The organism is Novipirellula galeiformis, from assembly GCF_007860095.1.
GTDB lineage: Bacteria > Planctomycetota > Planctomycetia > Pirellulales > Pirellulaceae > Novipirellula > Novipirellula galeiformis.
The window spans coordinates 815,722-836,024 of record NZ_SJPT01000002.1 but is presented as its reverse complement, the minus strand read 5'-3'; the positions used below and the strand labels follow the sequence as shown (position 1 = coordinate 836,024).

Annotated in this window: 9 protein-coding genes; 5 read left to right on the top strand and 4 right to left on the bottom strand. The window is 56.1% G+C overall.

Features of this window, described 5'->3' with window-relative positions:
• Positions 1-8: 8 nt before the first annotated feature.
• Complete coding sequence (locus tag Pla52o_RS08080; protein ID WP_146594062.1) at positions 9-7,415, bottom strand: hypothetical protein; 7,407 nt, start codon at positions 7,413-7,415, stop codon at positions 9-11.
• The gene (locus Pla52o_RS08075; protein WP_146594061.1) at positions 7,412-10,921 is read right to left on the bottom strand and encodes a hypothetical protein; all 3,510 of its coding nucleotides are present in this window, start codon (positions 10,919-10,921) and stop codon (positions 7,412-7,414) included. Before Pla52o_RS08075 ends, Pla52o_RS08080 begins: the two co-directional genes overlap by 4 nt.
• A gap of 1,693 nt (positions 10,922-12,614) precedes the next feature.
• Here Pla52o_RS08075 and Pla52o_RS08070 point away from each other — a divergent pair.
• The 4 genes from Pla52o_RS08070 (at position 12,615) to Pla52o_RS08055 (ending at position 16,757) form a co-directional block, all read left to right on the top strand.
• Positions 12,615-13,493: a M28 family metallopeptidase gene (locus Pla52o_RS08070; protein ID WP_146594060.1), complete on the top strand. Its 879-nt coding sequence runs from the start codon at positions 12,615-12,617 to the stop codon at positions 13,491-13,493.
• 410 nt (positions 13,494-13,903) lie between these two features.
• Complete coding sequence (locus tag Pla52o_RS08065) at positions 13,904-14,845, top strand: universal stress protein (protein WP_146594059.1); 942 nt, start codon at positions 13,904-13,906, stop codon at positions 14,843-14,845.
• 332 nt (positions 14,846-15,177) lie between these two features.
• A complete protein-coding gene (locus tag Pla52o_RS08060; protein WP_146594058.1) occupies positions 15,178-16,065 on the top strand; it encodes a dienelactone hydrolase family protein in 888 nt (295 codons plus the stop codon).
• Between the two features lie 317 nt (positions 16,066-16,382).
• Positions 16,383-16,757, top strand: a complete 375-nt coding sequence (locus Pla52o_RS08055) for a hypothetical protein (RefSeq protein ID WP_146594057.1) — start codon at positions 16,383-16,385, stop codon at positions 16,755-16,757.
• 146 nt (positions 16,758-16,903) lie between these two features.
• Here Pla52o_RS08055 and Pla52o_RS27870 read toward each other — a convergent pair whose 3' ends face one another.
• Positions 16,904-17,107 (bottom strand): BON domain-containing protein, encoded by a 204-nt coding sequence (locus Pla52o_RS27870; protein ID WP_146594056.1) that lies wholly within the window; start codon positions 17,105-17,107, stop codon positions 16,904-16,906.
• Between the two features lie 522 nt (positions 17,108-17,629).
• On the bottom strand, positions 17,630-18,682 hold the full coding sequence (locus Pla52o_RS08045; RefSeq protein WP_231612182.1) for a lipid-binding SYLF domain-containing protein: 1,053 nt from the start codon (positions 18,680-18,682) through the stop codon (positions 17,630-17,632).
• A 568-nt stretch (positions 18,683-19,250) separates the two neighbouring features.
• On the opposite strand from Pla52o_RS08045, the gene Pla52o_RS08040 reads away from it, so the two are divergent.
• On the top strand, positions 19,251-20,273 hold the full coding sequence (locus Pla52o_RS08040; RefSeq protein WP_146594054.1) for an alpha/beta hydrolase family protein: 1,023 nt from the start codon (positions 19,251-19,253) through the stop codon (positions 20,271-20,273).
• Positions 20,274-20,303 lie beyond the last annotated feature (30 nt).

Genomic DNA, 20,303 nt, shown 5'->3' with positions numbered 1-20,303 from the left:
CCGATTGACTATCGCGAGCGATGACGTTTGAAGCCGTCGCTGGGAAACGCTGGTAACGAAATCGCGACCAACAATAAGCTGGCGGCTACGGGAATCGGTGCCACAAAGAAACCACAGATCGCTACCAATGCTAACCAAAACGCGGGATGCGACGTCATGGCGTCAAAGTAACGTCTTAGCGGCCACAGCAACACAATCACCGCCATGCCGCAAAGCAAGGAGATGGAATTCGTGATGATCGTACGCAAATCGGTATCGGTAGGGGCGTCAAGCGTGATCGAGGCTAAGTCCAATTGCGAATCAATCTGCTCAATCTGTTGTACCTTGTAACCCTTCAAATTCGCACGATTGGAGAATAAGAACGCAACATCGTCCGAAGGACTCGAATATCGTTTGACGTGAACTTCCATTTTTGCATTGAGCTGCTCCCAGCTCAGCGTCTCTAGTGATGGAGGGTTGGAAACGACTGAGCGAGGTGATGCCTCCGTTCCAACGATTGGCGGTTGAGGACCTGAGGGACGGGGGGCATCGGAGTTGGATCCCGATTCGGGGTTGGGAGGGATCGCCGCCTGAGACGCCACCCCCCACTGAACCGGATGCCCGGCTTCGGCAGCTAAATCCTCATATCGTGCAATCATCGGCCGAATCCAAGTGGTCGACTCGGCAGTCGGACGCTCGGCGAGAATGTCGCTGGAATCATTGATCATTTGCACGATCGAAGCGGCCAGCGACAATCCGCGTCGCTGGATCATCTGTGTTCGCTTTTCATCACGCGTCCAATGGGGATCGCTTGCATTGCCGATGGGCTTGTTTTTGACCCCCGCCGGCGTGCTTGGATCATTGGTGTCAGGCGAATCGGACAAGGCATAAGTCGAAACCCACGCTTCCGAAACAGGAATGGCCAGCATTCGGGCCGCGTAGTCACCTCGATGGGCCCGCGACAACGGTAGTTCAAACAAGACTTCGACACTTTGGGCGAGTCGGCTTAGCGAGAGAGGTAAACGTACGACGTTGTTCGCTGAGGGGTTATCGGGCGTCGCTTGCGAAGTTTCCTGCGCGCCGACGGTCATTGGGTTGACGGCTTGGTTTGCCGTCCATGCGCCCAAACAGGTTGCGTCTTGGGGTAAGGCAAGTTCGACGTCGTCAAGCGCACCGGGGATCAAATCAAATCGGGACATCACCACGATTCGTTCGTGCCCGGGGAACACACGCGTCTCCGCGGCCAGCACGATGGCGGTCCGGTTTTGTTGCTGAAGCGGCGCCAATTCGATCGACCAACCACTCGCCGCGACCGCATACGTTGCTCGTGGGCTGAGCAAATCCAGATTCGTCGAAGGGGTCACCGTCGACCAGAATGCGGGTAATTCTGCGGCCCGAACGGAACTTGAACGCCATCGAATCGGCTCGTTCGTTAAACGGCTTGGTACGGAAACGTGAACCGAGCGACGCCCTTCACCGAGAATTTGAATCGAAGGAACGCTGACGCGAGATTTGTCTGCTGACGCTAGTGTCCCGCTGATCGAAATCACACGACTCTCACGCACCTGCTCATCACACGAGACGCGAATCAATTGGGTGGAAACATCGTTCGCCGGTTGCCGTGACCATCGCACCGCCGAACTGACCTCCAGTGATTCACACCATCGAGTTGGTACTTGAATGTCAATGAAATCAGGAAGTTTTCCGGGGGCGAAACGAGTCAGTGATTGCATGGTCCAACGACCGTCGCTCCACGACAACGCGATCAATTGATTTGCATCGAAGCGTGTTGGACGAAGTGACGATCGCAACACCAATTTAGGTAGTTGCATCGCATCACCCACGATGCTTGAATCGAACTGATAACCCACGATCGGCACCCAGCCCTTGGCCAAATGATCGAGGTCGCCGACCGTGACGCGTTCGGTGAACTCTTGGGGGGCTTGGGAGGCGAACCGAACGTCGAGTGATTGGTCACGTGTGACGAAGTAGCGATCCGTCGTCGCGGAGCTTGGGTTCAGCGTGAGTCGGGGAAGGGTGAACTTTCCGTTGGAGGGTAGGTTAGAGACTGCGATGGCTTCGACCACGGTGGTTGCGGGGTCGGAGAGATCGCCAAGCATCACTTCCGTAAAGTTTTTTGAAACCAGTGGTCGCGATTGAAGAGGTTGCCCATCGACGAGTAATTGACGCAACGATACTCCCGTGGGCAGCTTTAGGATCCACCGCCGTGGCCGCTTGCCGTGATTCGTGATCTCAGCGCGATAGCGAATTTCGAGTGCATCGACCGCAATATGGACTTGATGCGTTTGCGCGATGGTGGGCGGTGGATCGGGGATTTGCACCAATTGAAACGAAGGGAGCTGGCCAAAGGCGACGAAAGTACGATCTGGTTTATTGCCACGATATCCCGACCAAACGGCGAGAAATTGATCGTCCGTCAACGCGTCGAGCGGTTCACGCGTGATGGGCTGGACGCGGATTCCAGGGTCACTATTGATTCCGACCCACGCAGGTTCACTATCACCGGCTGCTGTGGGGGCGACATCGGGAATGACCATCGCTATCGCATCCTCCACCGCGTTGGCGTTGCTGACTCGCGAAGGCAATGTCCACAGCAATTGTATCGGTCCAGGCGCATCGAGCAGTGCCGCCAAGGTGACTTGACGGCGGGTGGGGCTCAATAAATCAGTTTGGCGAATCTCCCACGAGCTCGAAACCACGGTCGGGAGCAACGAATCGCGTAGCAATAGCGACACCGTATCGCCGGAGGAGACGGGATAGGCGGGCTCGACTTGGCATTCGACGATGGTTTGCAACTTGCCCGCGTGAAGCCAGTAGCGTCGTCGCAGTGGTTGCGATGTCGTGGGCGTTGCCGCGTTGCCTTTGTTGAATTCAAACTCGATGGCCAGTTTTTTTATTGGGCCAATGTCCGCGGTCCAAATTTGCAATTGACGTTGTGAGACGACTTGTCCGGTGACCCCGCCGATGCGCACTCGCTCTAGCTTACCGCTGCCTTCAACCGTCAAACGTGACGCTGCAATCGGAGGCAGTTGGATATTCAATTGCCCTTTGTTGTCGAAATTTTCAGCGATCACCAATTCGGGGATCAGCGTGACGCGCATTCGAAATCGATCCCCCAAAGGTACGTTGGCGATGACATCGGTGGTCGAGTTTGCCACAAACTGAACAATGCGGTCTTGGTCATCTTGGACTAGTTCGATTCGGCGAATCACTGCGGGAGTGAATGGCAAGCGAACACGATCGGTTGGGCGGTCGGTGTGGATGATGTAATCAGCGTCGAGCAGCAACACGCCCGGGCGAAGCGATTCCTCACTTGATTCAATCCGTAGGCGGTAGTTAGCGATTTGAAAACGAGCCTCCTCCGGTGCCAATCGTGATGACATCGCCAAGAGCGAGGATTTTAGTTCTCGGGGAATATAGAGCTTGTCGCCGACCACATGGCCATCGATGTCCACGGGAACTAACAAGTCGACCGCTGGCGTGGGACGTTCAACCGCAGCGGGGGGAGGAGCTGGCTTTGCATCCAGCGGAGGCGACGCGGCTTCCTGAGCCGAGGTGGTGGTCACCGACAAACTCAAAAACGCAAAAAGTATCATGCCGCCGACCGGTGTCGACACCGAAAACTCCGTCGAGTCCTCCGCGGCCATCTCGGCTTGACTGTCCGCCTCGTGTTGTGATCGCAACCGCTCACCTCGTTGCTCGACGCGGTCCTTCCAACGGAGCGTGCTGACTAACAATGCTCCCATCAGCGAAGGAACCAAAAACCATCCAATGGTGATCGAATGCCATGGCCACCACACGCTCGCGAGCGTGGCCAACAAAATGACAATCATTGCGCACAGGTAAAGGGATCGACGTGCAATCCACCAACACAATGCGAACACCAAGATTGCGGTCAACCATCCGAAGGCCAACGCATTGTTGCGACGAACCAACAGCACGTTGCCACCGGGTTGGATCGGCAACGTCCAACGTGTTGCGGTTGTCGGTGAGCTAGCCCAGAGAATTCCCGGCAGAAAGGAATCCGACGAAGCGCGGACTTGATAATGCGATCGCATCACAACGCCGGAGAGCTCAATGAGCGGAATGGTGCAATCTCGCCACCAATTGCGATGAAACTGTTGTCGGCTCCAAACCAAACGGATCCGTTGTTTCTTGATCGGTTTGGTCGCTCCGATCAAAAGTGGGCGCCGATGGAGATCGATGGAATCCAACAGCGTTCCATCTTGCTCGACTGAAATCAGTCTCAAGTCATGATCATAATCAATTTCGAGCGGTTTAGACGCCGTCACATCCAGCATCGCTTCGATGCGATCGGTACCGTGACTCGAGGCAACCAGGGTTACCTCTTGGTCCCAAACGATATTGACGTTGGGATTCGCGGCGTTTTTAGTGATCACCAACGAGGGTTGATCGACGGCATCGTAGCGCAATTTCGTTTTGACAAAGTCCGCTTGTGTCGACGATCGCGATGCGGGGTCACCGGCTGGGGAGTCCGTTTTAGCGGCACCGGAGGCGTCGCTTGGCGGGGTCACTGCGGCGTCGTTGTCGCGACGTCCTTCGAGCAACTCGGCCAGTCGAACATTCGCATCAACGGAAACTCGCAATACGGAATCATGACCGTGTTTGACACTCAATCCCTCGCCGATCAACACTTCGGCTGTTTGGGACGTGGCATTGGGGACGACCGGTAGACGAACCGAGAGGTCGTTCTGAATTGAATAGTGGCGGCGTCCAACCAAGCGTTGTCCACGTAAATTCCACTGAGAAACGTCGATGGTATAGACACCGTCCGAGTCAGGCTTGTCAAGCGAGACGTTCGAGACGGGTAAACTGACCGCGGCGCGGCCATCGGATTGTCGAAGGCTCCATGTGAATGCAGGACGATCAAGATCGGGCCCCGTTTGCGCGGTGATGGTTTGCGGCGATGGACTCGTGGCCGACATCTCGATGATCAAGTCCTCGAAAACTTCCTCACCGACGAGCCGATATACCAATGTCGTTGCGACATCGAATGCGACGCTCGGTGGTTGCAACACGAGTGCGGGCGTGCGCCCGGTCACACAACGCAGAAACATCGCGTTCTTCGTTGCCGAAGCAAAAAACTCTTGAAATCGTTCAGCGATGTCGGCACGTTTGATTCGCTGGCTCAATAACGACATCTGGCTCGACCAATCGAGATTGCCCGGAGGTGTCACCGCAGCTAGAAATTCACCTTGGACATCCACAAATCGCAGAAACCAACTTTGCGGAACGATGATCTGCGGATCGGCTTGTATGATTCGTGATTGTCCAACGGCTTGGATCAGTAACTCAGAATCCGAGACATCCGTCGCTTCAGGCCAAATGGTGAATTGGGAAGTTGTCGGGTTAATCGAAGGCGTTTCGATCACTCGTCCAGATACGAGTAGGTTGATCGATTGCAGCGTCCAACCCCGTTGCAATTCAATCTTGATTGGTTCCACACGCCGTGGATCCAACCGCACTCGCAATTGTGACGTTGCCGTGATGATTCCATCGGCCAAAGAAAGGTTGATGACGGTCGAAGCATCGCGAAGGGGCGACTCACGAGCGATGCGGACACGCGACCAGACTGGGGGTTTGATGTCCGTTGTAGCTGCCGGATCACGATCGGAACTGGGCTGCGTTTGCTCGCTCGATCCGCCAGCGTCTGTTGCATTGACGGAGCTGTAATGGCTGATGACCGAATCGTCCAGTGTCACCGGAGGACCGGAGGCCGAGATTTGTTTGGTCTCTTCGCTTTCGGTCGTTTCCCTCGACATCGCCCAACCGTCGGGCAATTTCCACTCGATCACGCGCAATGGATCGGTCGTCTTTAACTCAACCTTGCTCGTGACTTCTGATACAACCAGTCCGCCGACTAGAAATTGGGGCTGAGGCAGATCGCACCATCCATCAGCGTCCCGCCATACCGCTTGCCCTTTGATCGTCAACGACGTCGGTGAATCGGATTGTGGCAGCGAGCCGGTGGGGACATTGATGTCGATGCGATAGACACCGTCGCCAATCAATGTCGAGTTGAATGGCGTGTCGATCGCATTGACTTCGATCGACGTGATCGTGCTGTTGCCAATCACCATCGACGGCAACCGATCGGGTACCTGAAGTTGTAAGATCGCTTGGTGAGACCAGACCACGCGAGTTGCGTCGATCGAATATTGGGTGTATTGGTTGCGAACCAACAATTCGTGTGGATCGTCACGTGATCCTTCGCGTGTCGTCTTCAAACGCACACGCGATAACCCACCAGCGTCGATCAGGTAGTAACGGGCGTCGACGCCCAACGCCCGCACTTCGAGCTCAGGCGGAGGGCTCGGTGACAAGCGGACAACGCCGTCAAGCGATTCAACCGAGATCCCCTTGGGGACTTGTAGTACGATTCGCGTCTGTGGTGAGGGTGGCAGCCGTAAATCGAATTGCTTGACCAAGCCCGGGGTTTCACTCTTTAACGTCCACGCAAACGCAAGCGAGGTGTCACCATTGACCACCGCAACCAAATTGCCATCGGCGAGCGATTCAAGTCGAGGTATCGAGGGGCTATTAACAAGGTTGCCACCGCGTGAGGACGAGTTTATTGCTAAGTTGACCTTCCCAAGGTTGCGATGGACGGTGTCTTTCGTGTCACATTGGATGTCAAGCACCGACCGCTCACTGATCAACGTGTCATCAACCAATTCGATGACATACAACGCGTGTCGAACCCGGCTGGCATTTTCGTCAGGCACCATGCTGGTTGCCAAATCGATTGCATCCTTGAGCCGCAAAATCGAAATGGGCTGGAAATTCTCGGGGACCAATTCGGTCAATTGAGAATGGAATAACGCGATGGGTCTCAACCGAGTTCCATCGGGTAACTGGTCGGGAAGCACCGCCAAAGGGTTGTCACGGACGAGCGGGGGAGCGGGGGCCGATGGAGACGGTGTCGGTTCCGGTGAGGGTGTCTCAGAAACGCTCTCGTCCATCGAATCTTCCGCTGCGTCGCCTTCGGGGGCGGACGATGCCATGTTATCCGATTGCGACGTTGCGGTCTCGGGCTGAGGCGGTTTTCCATCATCGTTAGTGCGGGAGGGCGATTGCCCCGTTTCCGGGTCGGTCTGCTCCGTGTTAAGTTCGGCGTCACTCGGTTCACCGTCGCTAGCCTCGCCCGCTTTGGTCTCGCCTTCATTCGAGGCGCCTTCATTCGACGCGCCCTCGCTGGTCTCGCTGGTCTCGCTGGTCTCGCTGGTCTCGCTCACCTCGCCTGTGATCGGGCTTTCACCATCGCCGGCTGGCTCCGCCGTTGGCGGTTGCTCGGTGGAGGTCGATTCTTGGGCAACGCACGGCAAGGACGCCGCCCCGACCCCAACGCCAACCAGGATGCAGGCAAAGAAAGCGTGGCGAACGATCTGAATCACGGCGTCACCTTGTTCACACTCGATGCATGGGCCAACGAGCGGGTTGCCGAAAGCGTGCCGCGACTGGCTCCGGAACTGTCCTTGTGCATTTGAGTCGAGTTATCGATCCGACGTGATCGGTGCCGTGAATCGAGTGCGCTAGGGTGTTCACGCGACTGCACCATGGTGCGGATGGCGGACATCACAATCACGAGCACCAGCGCGATCATGCCGAGTTGTCCAGCCAACACGGCGGCATCAGGGGCGATTACCAACATCCCGGAAAACAAGACCCCCGCGGTAACCGCAAACAAAGGATGGCGGGTTTGCGGTACGAACGATAGTAAAACCGCAATGAACAAAACGATCGATCCGGTCACGCCCCATAGAATGGTGCGTGATACGACCACGGCGTGAAACGATTTTACGTCCGCACCCACGTACAAGTACCGGTTTCCTCTAGGGACTTCGATCAGATCATGACCGCCCACCCAGCTTGCTAACGAACGTGAATTTTGAGTTGATTCACGATACAGTCGCCAGCGATCAAATCGCCACGCCATCGACCGACCGAGCGTCGGTGACGCCCAAATCACATGCGAATCTTGAGGCGCGGCAATTTCCCAATAGACGCGACCTACGCGAATCGGTAGCTCCAAGGCGGGCGTAATCGCCTCGGCCATCATGGACGCATCGAGCGGCAACCAGACTCGTAAATCAACCAAGTGCGACTCACCATCGTCAGGCAACGCGATTAACAACGCATTGGTTTCACGACGAACGGTGACGAAATTGCCATCCACGAATGCTTCGGTCGAAATCGAGTAGTCACCCGGCGGCAATCCCAGGCGAAGTTCTTGACTCCCTTCGACGCTGGCAAGCAATTGTTCCATGCGTGTGGCATACCCCACCGCCGTTCTCAGGACAGCGCGTGAGACGAATATATTTTCAGTTGCGGTTTGTCGGGCGCGAACTCGCAATCGTAGCGGTTCGCGAGGCAATGCATCGAGAATCATGGTGGATTTGTCGAGGCCACGATTCGACGACGGTGGTGGCCCCGTTTCCTCCGCTTCGGGGTCTCCCTCGACGCTATTCCCGTAATGACCGATGGCGTCGGCCGCCAGGATTTCGGTGGCCGCGTCGCCTTGCAGCAGCACTCGCATCGTTCCTCGGAACGTCGTGTCGACCGCAAACGGGCGGGGAATGGATACCGTTTCGATCTGGTTGTCGGAGGTGGGGGCGTTCAGCGGCCGCAGCAACTTCCAACGAATCGCCATCGAGCCACTCGATAGTTGATCGGAGATCAATTCATAACGATCATCGCCTCGCGATTCCAAGACTGCGGGGCGATTGTTAACTGTGACGGTCCAGTCGCTAGGAAGACTCGCTGAGTTTGTCTGGGCGTCGGCGGAGTCGTCCGGCAGATCCTCGTTCGTCGACGGATCTCCCGCACCCGATTTCTCGGTTGCGTTAGTCGCCCGAGCGGACGCAGCGGCGGGCTTGGAGGCGGCGGACGCGATAGGGCCTTGCGCTGGGATTTGGATCGGTAATCGGCCTTCCAGATCAAGCGATGAATTTACGATCCAATCGAGTGTTGCACGGAGACTCCGTCCTTCGACTTCGATCGACGCGTCACCCGCTAGCGAAATCGTGGGCGATTGCTGAACGATCCGTCCGATCAACTTACTTGCTGCGTCGGGCGGGATGACGCGGTAATGCGAACGAGGCGTTTCCACGGTCGCGGGAGTGTCGGCGTTGATCACGCGATCGATGTTTTGCGAACCTTCCAAGTCGACGACGAACGACAATCGTCCTTGGTTGGCAACCGAGACTGTAGAGGCTTGAACCAACATCGTGTCTTCGATATCGGTGATGTGGGGCAATTCGAACACGATGTCTTCTTGAGCGGCACCGCCGGTCAACGCCCCATCTTTGGGCACCAGTGGCAAATCGTGTTCGGCCACAATCCGAATGGGAGAGGGATCACCGTTGGCCACCGATTCGAGATAGATTTCATGGTGCTTGCCATTGAGCCCAGACTCGATTTGTTGCGAGGTGTCTTCGTTCTCGATCGAACGCAAACGCCACGACCCCATGTCAATTTTCAGCATCGTTCCTTCAGCGGCACGTCCACTGGAAACGATGCGATACTTAATCCGAGCGATCGAGTCGTGAAGCGAAATCTCCGACTCGGTGGAAAGCCTCAATTGTCGACGTGTCGTTGCCAACCAAATTGGTAAATCAAACGACGCGCGATCATAACGAAACAAATACGATCGACCGGTCTCGTCGGTCGGTTGTCCCAAAATGCTTTGTACCCATGGACGTGACCGCCATCGCAATCGGTAGTCGTCGCCGGTCGAAATTTGGATCTCTCCCCGTTGCCGCAGCGCTCCGATGACCTCGGGCGCGCGGAAACTGAGTGGAGTCGCTGCGTTGGGATCACTCGCAGAAAACTGAATGTCAAAATTCAAGTCAATCCGCTGCTGACGTTCTTGCTCAGGGATGACTATGTCTAACAGTGCTCCTTCCCCATTGCTCGGGGAACTGGCCGGCGACGTGGGGCTGACCAGTTCGACCGATTGTGCATTCGGGCCTAAGGTCGGCATGTCCAACAATACTGCATTCTCGGGCAATCGAACCTGAAGCGTGTTGATGCTGCCACGCACACTTCGAATGATCATTTGGCACGCGGCAATGGGTTGGTCTTGAGGTGAGTCCCATTGGACCACGATCCGGCTGTTATCGATTTCCAACAGCGGTGATCCATCCGTTGCTCGATCGCGTTTTCCCCAACGCAACGAAAACGTGCCTCCGCCACTTTCAATCACGAATTGAGCAGGACGCCCCGACTCGCGTTTGGTTTGCATCACCTCATCGCCACGGCCGACAATCTCGCCGGTCACTTGTTCGTCATCGGTGGTAATGCGCACCAGCGAAGGCACATCAGGAAGTTGGAATTGCAAGGCATGCGTCGGGCCTGGATCGACGCGTGCCGCCACATTCATTGTGATCACCGCTTCACGTCGACGATTCGTCTTGACCATCAACAAATGTCCCGACTCGTTGCCCGAGACGGTCATGCGAAATTCATCAAGTCCGCTGACGTCGGGAGGCCCTAACGGGAAAAAGTTTCGCATTCGCAATGGAATCGCCACGGTCCGCCCCGCGGTCGAATCAATCGTTAAACGGATCACAATGCGAAGTTCCGCCCGAGTTTGCGAAGCGGATCCCGTGATCTCGAGCGATTGAAAGTCGAAAACTTGGCTGCGGGCGTCGACTCCGGCTTCCAGATTTTGTAATCGTTCGATCTCTTCAAAGGAGGTTCCTGGCATCAAGACGGGCACGCCCGAATTGTCCAAAAACAAAAATCCCTTGACCCGCAGCGGACTGCCGTTGCCGGGGTCGACCGATTCACTACCCGATTGCAGGATCTCGCGCGGGGGTTCGGCGCCTGGCCCCTGGCCGATCACCTCAGTACCCGAATCGGCAACAATCGATAATGCGAGTAGCAATAGCCCCGTCACCCGTCGCCAACACGGAAGTCTTGGTTGCCAATATTCACGCGTCGACCCGATGCGTGTGGCAAGACCACAACACGAGAAGCGCAAGCGGGATAGAGGGTGAATCGATTGGATCACGGAGGAGTGCAAAACAAATAGGTTTGCGGGATGAGGGAAGACAGAGATAAGCAAACAACAAGGTCGGTGACGTCGGGCCAGCAGTCCGGTTGGAAAGCAACGGCCGCAGGCAAAACCCAAGCGATGAGTCTACACGCCGATGTTATACCCTATAGTCTACGCAAGCTTCCTAACCCACAAAAGGAATTGAGCGGCGATCGGATGTATATTAGCTTCGAAAACGAAAAAACAGAGTATAAGACTGATAACCGCGCTAATCACACCCCCCGGAACACCCCCTCGTTTCGAGGGGGGCCACGTCCAAGCGAGGCCCTGCCTTACAAAACATTCGTATACGTTAGAAAGCTAGCTCTCATTGGAGAGGAAGGAGAGTCTTAGCGATACGATGCCGTTGGGCATCAAGTGTCGGGCGTCACAGCGACGCTCCAAGCCACACCGCGCAAAGGTGCGTTTACCACCTTCGCGGGTTTCCAATTGACCCCCCCAGAACTCAGCAACCTCAGGCGTGGCACTGACTCAGGCGTGGCACTGACGCCTTCTCGCAGCTCCCATGCCGAAGTGGTGATTTCGGCTGGCGGGCGGAACGTAGTTCGAGCCGGGGAAGATGATGGCTAGCTTGGCGATTCAAAGCAGCGATGGCGACGATATCGCCTCTCGAAAGGCCTCGATCCCCTGTGCTGAGGCACCGCTAAGCAGGTAGGCAGGAGTCTTTCGGTAGATTAGCCGTTTTGGCCGTTAGCCGCGGTTCAAGCGGTTCAAGCGGGGGTAACGCCCAAGCGGCTAATGGGATTTCACCCAAGGATTCCTGCCTACCTGCTTAATCGCATCCCGATGACCGCGGATAGTGGCCGCGACGTGCCTCATTTGGCCGTCGCGTATAAGGAGGGGGAACATTGTCCTTTCCCCATCCAACGCTGTTTTCCGATTTTGCCAAGGTGGATCCTCAGTTGCCCCATTGTTTGCGTTGCCGAATCTAAGCGTCGACGGGGCTAGCGGTAGACGGGGCTAGCGGTAGACGGGGCTAGCGGTCGGCGTAGGCGACAGCAGTCGGTTGATGGGGATGTCGCAGTGCGACTACGAGAACCCGATCGTCGATGAACAATCGATACTGCGGGAGTGAACGGTCCAAACGCTTCGTGACGCTGGAGCTCATGCCGTGATTCAATCGATCAGCGTGTGGCCATAGTTGATCGGCACCTTGAATCGCGCCGCATCCCCGCTAGAGGAATGAACCGAAACTTGGTTTTTCATTTGATTGTGCTCGCAGAGTTTGGAACCGTGGATGTGGCGTCTCGATTTACGGTGCCACGCTCGTTCGCAAGAGGCCGTCGCAATGAGGAAGCAGGGATCTTTGCAAAAGGACTGCGATGGGCGTAACCACGTCGGGAGCTATGGATAACGTTTTCATCGTTTTGCGATGCGAGTCTCGCCTGTTTTCAGTCTGGTAGCGAAGTGTGTTGTAACACGACGATGGAGATTCGTTACAATTCGATCTTTCGCGTGGAGGGAGTTCTGTGGTGCAAAAGCCTTGTCAATGGACTTGCAAAATCATGTTGTGAAATCGAGTTGGGAGGGGACGATGTGCAGCGAAATTGAACAGAATCTACGTTTGCACGTTGACCGGATCGCCGGTTTGATCGGACCACGCACGCTTGAGCGTCCTAAGACCATCCAGGCCACGCTCGGATACATCAAGGGGCAATGGTCCGGGATGGGATATCCAGTGCGTGACGAGTCGTACGAGGCGATGGGCGAGATAGCGACGAACTTGGTCGTTGAAAAACAAGGGACCAAGCAAGCCGATGAAATCGTGCTATTAGGCGCACACTACGACACGGTTTGGTCGACTCCGGGAGCGGATGACAATGCGTCGGGCGTTGCGGTCATGATCGAGGTCAGTCGTTTGTTGAATGATCATTGCGGCACTAGGTCGGCGCGTTACGTCGCCTTCGCTTGCGAAGAGATGCCCTACTTTAGCCTGCACGCGATGGGCAGTCAGTATCATGCGCGGCAATCACGAAAACGCAACGAGAAACTTGTCGGCATGCTCTGTTTGGAGATGTTGGGCTATTTTCGTGACGAACTCGGTTCCCAACAGGTCCCCGCATCGATTCCCCAAATACTCCATCGGTTCTTCCCAAAGCGGGGAAACTTTCTGGCCGCGGTCGGCAATTTGCCTTCTTGGAAACTGAATTGGGCATTCCGCCGTGGTTTCAAATGCGGTTCGCAACTGCCTCTCTTTTCGATTGTGCTGCCAGAGAAAATCAGCGAGATCCGCCGTAGCGACAATAGTTCATTTTGGGATCAAGGCTACCCAGCATTGATGTTGACGGACACAAGCTTTCTGAGGAATCCGAATTACCACCGTCAATCCGATACGCCCGAAACGCTCGATTACACACGGATGACCGAAGTGACGCTTGGCGTTGCCGCAGCAATGAAGCGATTGTTGCGTTGAGAATCCAGCTAGATTTGGAATCCATCGGGTTGGCAAAAACTCCCTGGCTAAAACGTAAATCACGGTAGCACGCACGGAGAGTGAAACGGAGACCTGCGCCGCACCGCCGACCATCAATGAAATCGGTGGGGCCCTTTCTGGACCCACCAAAGGACCGACGCGCTTCTGCGAAGCGAGTAAACGCGTGTGCGGCCACCGTCGCCGTGTCGAAAGAGAATTGCCAACCCATTTAACACGGTCGACTGCTTGTGCGTTGACGCACGCACCAGAGGAGGCAACGTGCGGGGTGGAGCGTTTCGCAACGTGACAGCGACCGAATTTGGCCGCTCGTGAAGCGGCATTCAAATTGCCCCAGCATCAGTTGTAGAAGCAACGTGCCAACCATCCATCGATTCACACCGGAGCCCATCATGCGAGTACTGTTAGCCAACGATGCGTCGAAGCACTCTCAGGCGGCGGCCGACTACCTACGTTCACTGCCGTTTCGCAAGCCGATTGACTTAGACATCGTTTCAGCGGTCGTTCCTCCGATGATGATCGATGCGGGGACGATGTTATTGCCTTCGGACCTTGGCTTGTTTATCGAAGAAGAACGAGAGGCGGCGCAAACGCGTGTCAAAGAAACGGCCGATCAATTAGCGGGTCCCGTGCATTCGCTTCGGTGTCATATCCCGATCGGATCGCCTGCGACGGAGTTGCTCGATCTGGCCGAGACGACGGATGCGGATTTGGTCGTTCTGGGGGCCGTCGGTCACTCGGGGCTCGAGCGTGTGTTGCTGGGAAGTATCTCGGATTACGTTGCCACGCATGGTGATATTTCCACGTTGATTGTTCGTCCGCCTCGTGAATCGAGCGCGCCTCCGGAACTGCGGAAAATCATGCTCGCGTTGTCAGGCAGCCCAGAGGATCAACGCATGATCGATTGGCTAAAAGGGTTCAAATGGCCCGTCGGCACCGAGGTCCACTTGGTTCGCATTCTGCTCTTGAGCACGTTCTATCGCCAAGACATTCGCCAAAAGGCGAGTTCATTTTGGAACCAGTTGTTGCAGCAATCTCATGCCCAATTGATCGATCTTGAAACACAGCTCCAGAAGCTGGGCGTGAATACGGAAACGCATTTGGTCGAAGCCAATCACGTCGGCGAAGCGTTAGTCGATTACGCTGAAGAGCACGGGTGCGACTTGGTCGTAACCGGTGATAGCGACAGCGGACTGTTGACGCGAATGTTTCTGGGTAGCACGTCGCGGTACGTGTTGCGACATGTGCATTGCAGTGTGTTGATTCTAAGAGATAAGCATGTCCGTCGCGAAGCGAAACAGCAAGCTGCTGAGAACGCTCAATCGGCACCCTGAAAATAGGGTGCCAGTGCAAAACGAGTGTCCCGTTGCCAGTGAGTCGCAGTGTTGCGGACGCGAAATTCATCGTCACACAACGTCAAAGCTTTTAGGAACGGAACATGGCAGGACGGAGCGACTGACCATGATGATGAAGCAATCGAATTTCCGGTCATCGACAGGACGTCTTAGGAGGCTGATAGGACGGCGCATAGAACTCCCGAATTGCTGCGGCGGAATGGGAGGGCTGATATACTCGGACGATTCCCGGTTCGAAGGGCAGTCGTGATGGACGGGTGCCCCGCAGTGTGTGCCTAACGACAATGCCTCTTTCTGCACGGAGTGATGCGATGAAGCGAAAAACGGCGAATCAGTTTGATCCAACGGTATTGGATTTGTACGACGACTATGCTCACGGGCGATTGACGCGGCGGGAATACGTCAGCCGGTTGGCCGCGTTCGCGGTCGGCGGTGTTACAGTCGAAGCGCTGATTGCCAGTCTCAGCCCGAACTACGCTTGGGCACAACAAGTTGCTCCCAACGACCCCCGCATCAAAACGGAGGTGGTCGCCTACGATTCTCCCGACGCCGACGGTGAAATGAAAGGCCTTTTGGCGATGCCTGCGCAGGGAAGTAAGTTTGCCGCCGTATTGGTGATTCACGAGAATCGGGGGTTGAACCCGTATATCGAAGACGTTGCACGTCGTTTGGCCAGTGAAGGATTCTTGGCCTTTGCCCCCGACGCACTGACACCACTTGGGGGCTATCCAGGCAATGATGACGAAGGCCGCGTGATGCAAGCGAAACGTGACCGTAACGAAATGACACAAGACTTCATTGCCGCTGCGAGGTTTCTCAAACGGCATGATAGGTCCACCGGCAAGGTTGGCGCAGAGGGTTTCTGTTTTGGCGGCGGGATGGTGTATCAATTGGCGGTGCGGACTCCCGAATTGATCGACGCGGCGGTGCCGTTTTACGGCAGCCAACCTGAGGTCAGTGAGGTGGCGAAGATCAAGGCGCCGTTGATGATTCACAATGCGGAGCTTGACCGCCGCATCATGGCGGGCGCCTCGGCGTTGGAAAAAGCGTTGCAGGAGCACGGCAAGTCGTATGAAGCATTTGTCTATCCCGGCGTCAATCATGGGTTTCACAATGACACGACGCCTCGTTACGACAAGGCCGCTGCGGGCTTAGCGTGGCAGCGCACGATCGCGTTTTTCAAAAGAACGCTCGCATAACCCCTCCGGCCGGGAAGCCTTCGCGTGCTCGGTGAATGGAAACGAGGCCGGCTGGGCTGGCGAGTTGTCGGGCAGCAAAAGAATTCCTACGGAGCATCGGTCGTTGGAGAAACACGGCCTGGAACGAGGCCGCCTTCCAGCACGCTCGCAATCGGGTGTCGTCATTGTGACGCCTGTGGTGGTGTCGAAGTGATGGCGCCTTGGGTGCATGAACCGCAGGTTTTACGCTGTTTATGCGTTGGCACGCCATGTGCGATTTAGTTTTCGTCCATGGCGGCCTTCTCCGTCACAGGAATCCTCCCTCCCAGGAATCAATCATGAAACGCCTCTTCGCAATCGTTCTGACCGCGGCCGCACTCGCCCTCTTTGCAACCGCTCCGACCGCTTCGGCGGCAGATCACCACTACGGACACGGCGGGCACTACGGTGGTCATTCAAATTATGGGCATGGTAGCTACGGGCATGGTGGCGTGAGGTATGGTCAATCGAGCCACGGTTACCACAACAACCAACATCGCTCGATTCACTCCCACGCTTCGCGATACCAATATGGATCGTATCCGCGCGGCTATTCGTCGGGCTACCGTGGTTCTTCGTCGGGGTACCGCGGTTACACTCCAAGCTATGGCCACGGGGGCGGCGTCCACTTGGACATCGGGCGATTCCACCTCGGCATCGGAAACCATCACTAAGCTCGAGGATGGCTTGATCTTGAGAAACGCTTAGCGCCTCGAATCGGATGATTCGAGGCCATTTTTTTGCTTAGACGGCTTTAGCCGAACTGACGTAGAGATGATCGCGAAGCGGGCGATTGAGAATCCGGCGCCGTGAGCAGGCTTTAAGAAGAGATCGAGATGCGATTTGAAATCTTTGCTACGCCCGGAGTGGTCCGAGCGATCGACAAAGCGGAGGCTCGCTCGTTGGGATCCTCGACGGTTCCTGATAGTTGGATATGCCCGTTTGACTCACTACTTACTTGAATGTTGCTAAAGCCAAGTCTCTGCAATGATGCTTGCAATCGGGATTCTAGGCTGTCGCTCATATTGATAATTCTCGTAATGGCTGATCCGTCACTATTGATCCGCAGCCATTTTCCTTCCACGAACGTGGTGCTGCGTGACAAATGGCACGTGGCAATCCTAAAGCTGGATTCATCCGAACTAGCGCCAGTCAAAGCAAGCTTAGCTGATGTTGGGGCAACGGCCGTCAAACTCACCCCACTGAGACGATCTTCGCTGTCAAAAGGTTCCGATTTTTCCAATCGGGCCGGTCGCGACGGCGGTCGCTCGAGCCTTTTGAGAAATGAAGTGGGTTTCAAGCCGTCGCTGTGTTCCCTAGCACGTGTTCCCCAGAACGCGTTCCACCGTCTGGCGATGTCGCTACATTAAAATCAAACAAGCTCCCTACGCGGCCGATCCCTTGAAGCGACTGGACGCCGCCATGGCGCAGTGACGTTCCAATGTTGCGGTGATTCAGCGGGCTAGGACATGCTTCGGCGCGTGATTTCTTCGGCGCGTGATTTCACGTTCGTCCGATCTGCTCGGTTCGTTCAAGTCGCCTCGCGTTAGCGGCCGTTGTTTGGCGGGGGGGGCGGCAATTGGAGCGGCGGCGCGGGATGTTGAATCGCTTGTTGATAGTGTTTCAATAGTCTGTAAACCGATTGAAACTCGGGACGGGCGGCGAGACTTTGAAACTGTGGCTCACGGACCGCGACGTTAAAGTGGTCGATCGTGGTTTGAAGTTCTTGCGGTGATGTCGCGGCACCGCCGGCAAGCATCGACGAGGGCAACGCCAAATAACTTTTCCATTGCTCGTCGAGCACCGCGTAGAGTTGCGGAGCTTGTTGCAGCAACTGAGCGCGTAACGCGTCCGCTTCCACGGTGCTTGCGGGGGACTGCGATTGGGATTGATGATTTTGTAATGCCACCGGCGCTCCCGTTGCCACGGTGTTGCCGGCAAAGCGTGCGATCGTTAGCGTCAATTGTTCGGCCGTCGGTGGGACAACCACAGGTAGGCCCGGTGCCGGGCTGTGATAATAGGCTCCGGTCGACCGCGGATCGACTTGCACTACCGAGCCGTCGATCGATACGCCGGCGAATAAGCCGCGGGTACGCGAGTAGGTGTAAATCTCAGCCTGTAATTGCCCATCGGTCGCAACCGCGGTTTCGCGGCCAACCGGGCCCGCCGCGGCCGCGGCATCGGCTCCGAGGGTCAACTTTCCTGATAAAATTCCCTGCACGCTCCGTTCGGTCTTGAATACAAGAATAAGGTCCGAGGATTGCACGCCGATCTGCCAGCCGATGTTGCCACCGGTCAGTGTGATAAAGACCGGGGCACGCCAAACCCCTTCGGGTTCACGCACAAACAGTAGCCCTCGTCCGTGCCGCGCCCCGACAATAAAACTTCCTTTGATCACATTGGGGACGATCGCCACCCCATATGCGTTCGCTAACATCGCCTGGGGAACGCGGTTCAAAGGCGTCGTCATGGCTTCATTGAGCACAACGGTGGAGGCGAGTACCACCTGTTCTTCGGGCGACTGGCCCTGCGAAGTCGGCGTCTGCACGAGCATCGCGAAGGCGAGCGGGATAGCAGCAATCAAGCCGGTGCGATTCATCATGTAAAAAGGTGTCTTCGAGGGGAGGACGATGGGGGCTTTCGTTAACCGTAAACGAGACGTTCCCGTGTGGCTGCGTGCTGAAGTGTAGAGGATCGAGGCGAAGAAAAGAATACAAACGTGACCAAGCCCACAGACGCGAACCGCCAGCGGGGGCATTTTTCTTCCGTTCCGATTGGCTTCTCGCCAAGTCGACAGATCCGGGGCCCTGCTCACCGGCGCGTAGCCTCGCCGAGTGGGTACGCCGGTGGTGGCCGTGTCCACGCCTCCTTGGTCGCGGCGTTGCCGATACGGTCTTCTCGGCCCGAAACTTCGTCGTTAATCCGAATTCGCAGGCATTCCGGATGTTGTTATCCCCGCCGATCCCGAGCTCCCCTTTTTACAGATTCAATAGCTCTGTTGTTCCATCCCGTGCGGGAGCGAGGAAAATCCGTGAGGGAGCGAGGAAAAGTAAAATTGATCGCCCACCGGGTTGAGACACCTGGGAAGATCCCCCTAAGCTATAGTGTCAACACTGACGGGGGGTGGCCCTGCGTTTTTCCGAATATCCAGACCGAGGCGGCTGTTGATGAGATTGCTACAGATGTTTGTGTTGCTCGTTTCACTCTTGGGCGTCGATGCCCTCTGTGAAGGCGCCGATTTGGCGTTCCTTGAGCGCCAGGTCTTTGCCAGTGAAGATACCCTAGACGCACGTGAGGAAGCGTCGGCTGACGCGCGTAAGTGTCTCGACGGTTTGCTCTGGGAACCGGGCAAGTTTGAAGTCAAATGCGGATCTCCGTTGGCATCCAAGGGCGATGCCTTGGTCTCGTTTCCATCTCCGATCTCCAGCGGCGATGCGCTCAATGATCGCGTCACAATGGAATGGTACTTGGCTCGCGACGACGATCAGAAACCGGCGGTGCGACCGGCGGTCGTGGTCGTTCACGAATCGGGATCCAACATGGTTGCCGGCCGCGTGTTCGCTCGCGGTTTCCAGGCCAGTGGGCTGCACGCCTTCCTAATTCATCTGCCCTACTATGGGGAACGACGAACCGCGAACCAAGATCCCGATCGACGCAAGCTTGTCGAAGCGATGCGTCAAGCGGTCGCCGATGTGCGTCGTGCTCGCGATGCCGTCGCGGCATTACCCTTTGTCGAGGATGGCAAGGTGTCATTACAGGGAACAAGTCTGGGAGGATTCGTCTCGGCGACTAGCGCTAGCCTCGATAGTGGATACGACGACTGCGGTTACGACAAAGTCATTATTTTGTTGGCCGGCGGGAATCTGATGGACGTGATTCAAAGCGGCAAACGGGACGCCGCCCGGTTCCGACAACAACTCGAACAATCGGGATTGTCGGTCGACGAGATCAAGTCGATTGTTGAACAAGTCGAACCGCTGCGAGTGGCCCATCGGCTGAATCCAAACAACACTTGGCTCTATTCAGCGGACTACGATCAGGTCGTCGACATCAAAAACGCGGTCGCTCTTGCCAACGGGATTGGTCTCTCTCTGAATCATCACGTGCGCATGCTGGCGGATCATTATTCCGGCATCATCTTCGTTCCCTTCGTGTTGCCACGAATGGCGCAGCACATTCGTGGAGAGTGAAAGCGTGTGTTGCCGATATCCATTGAACCT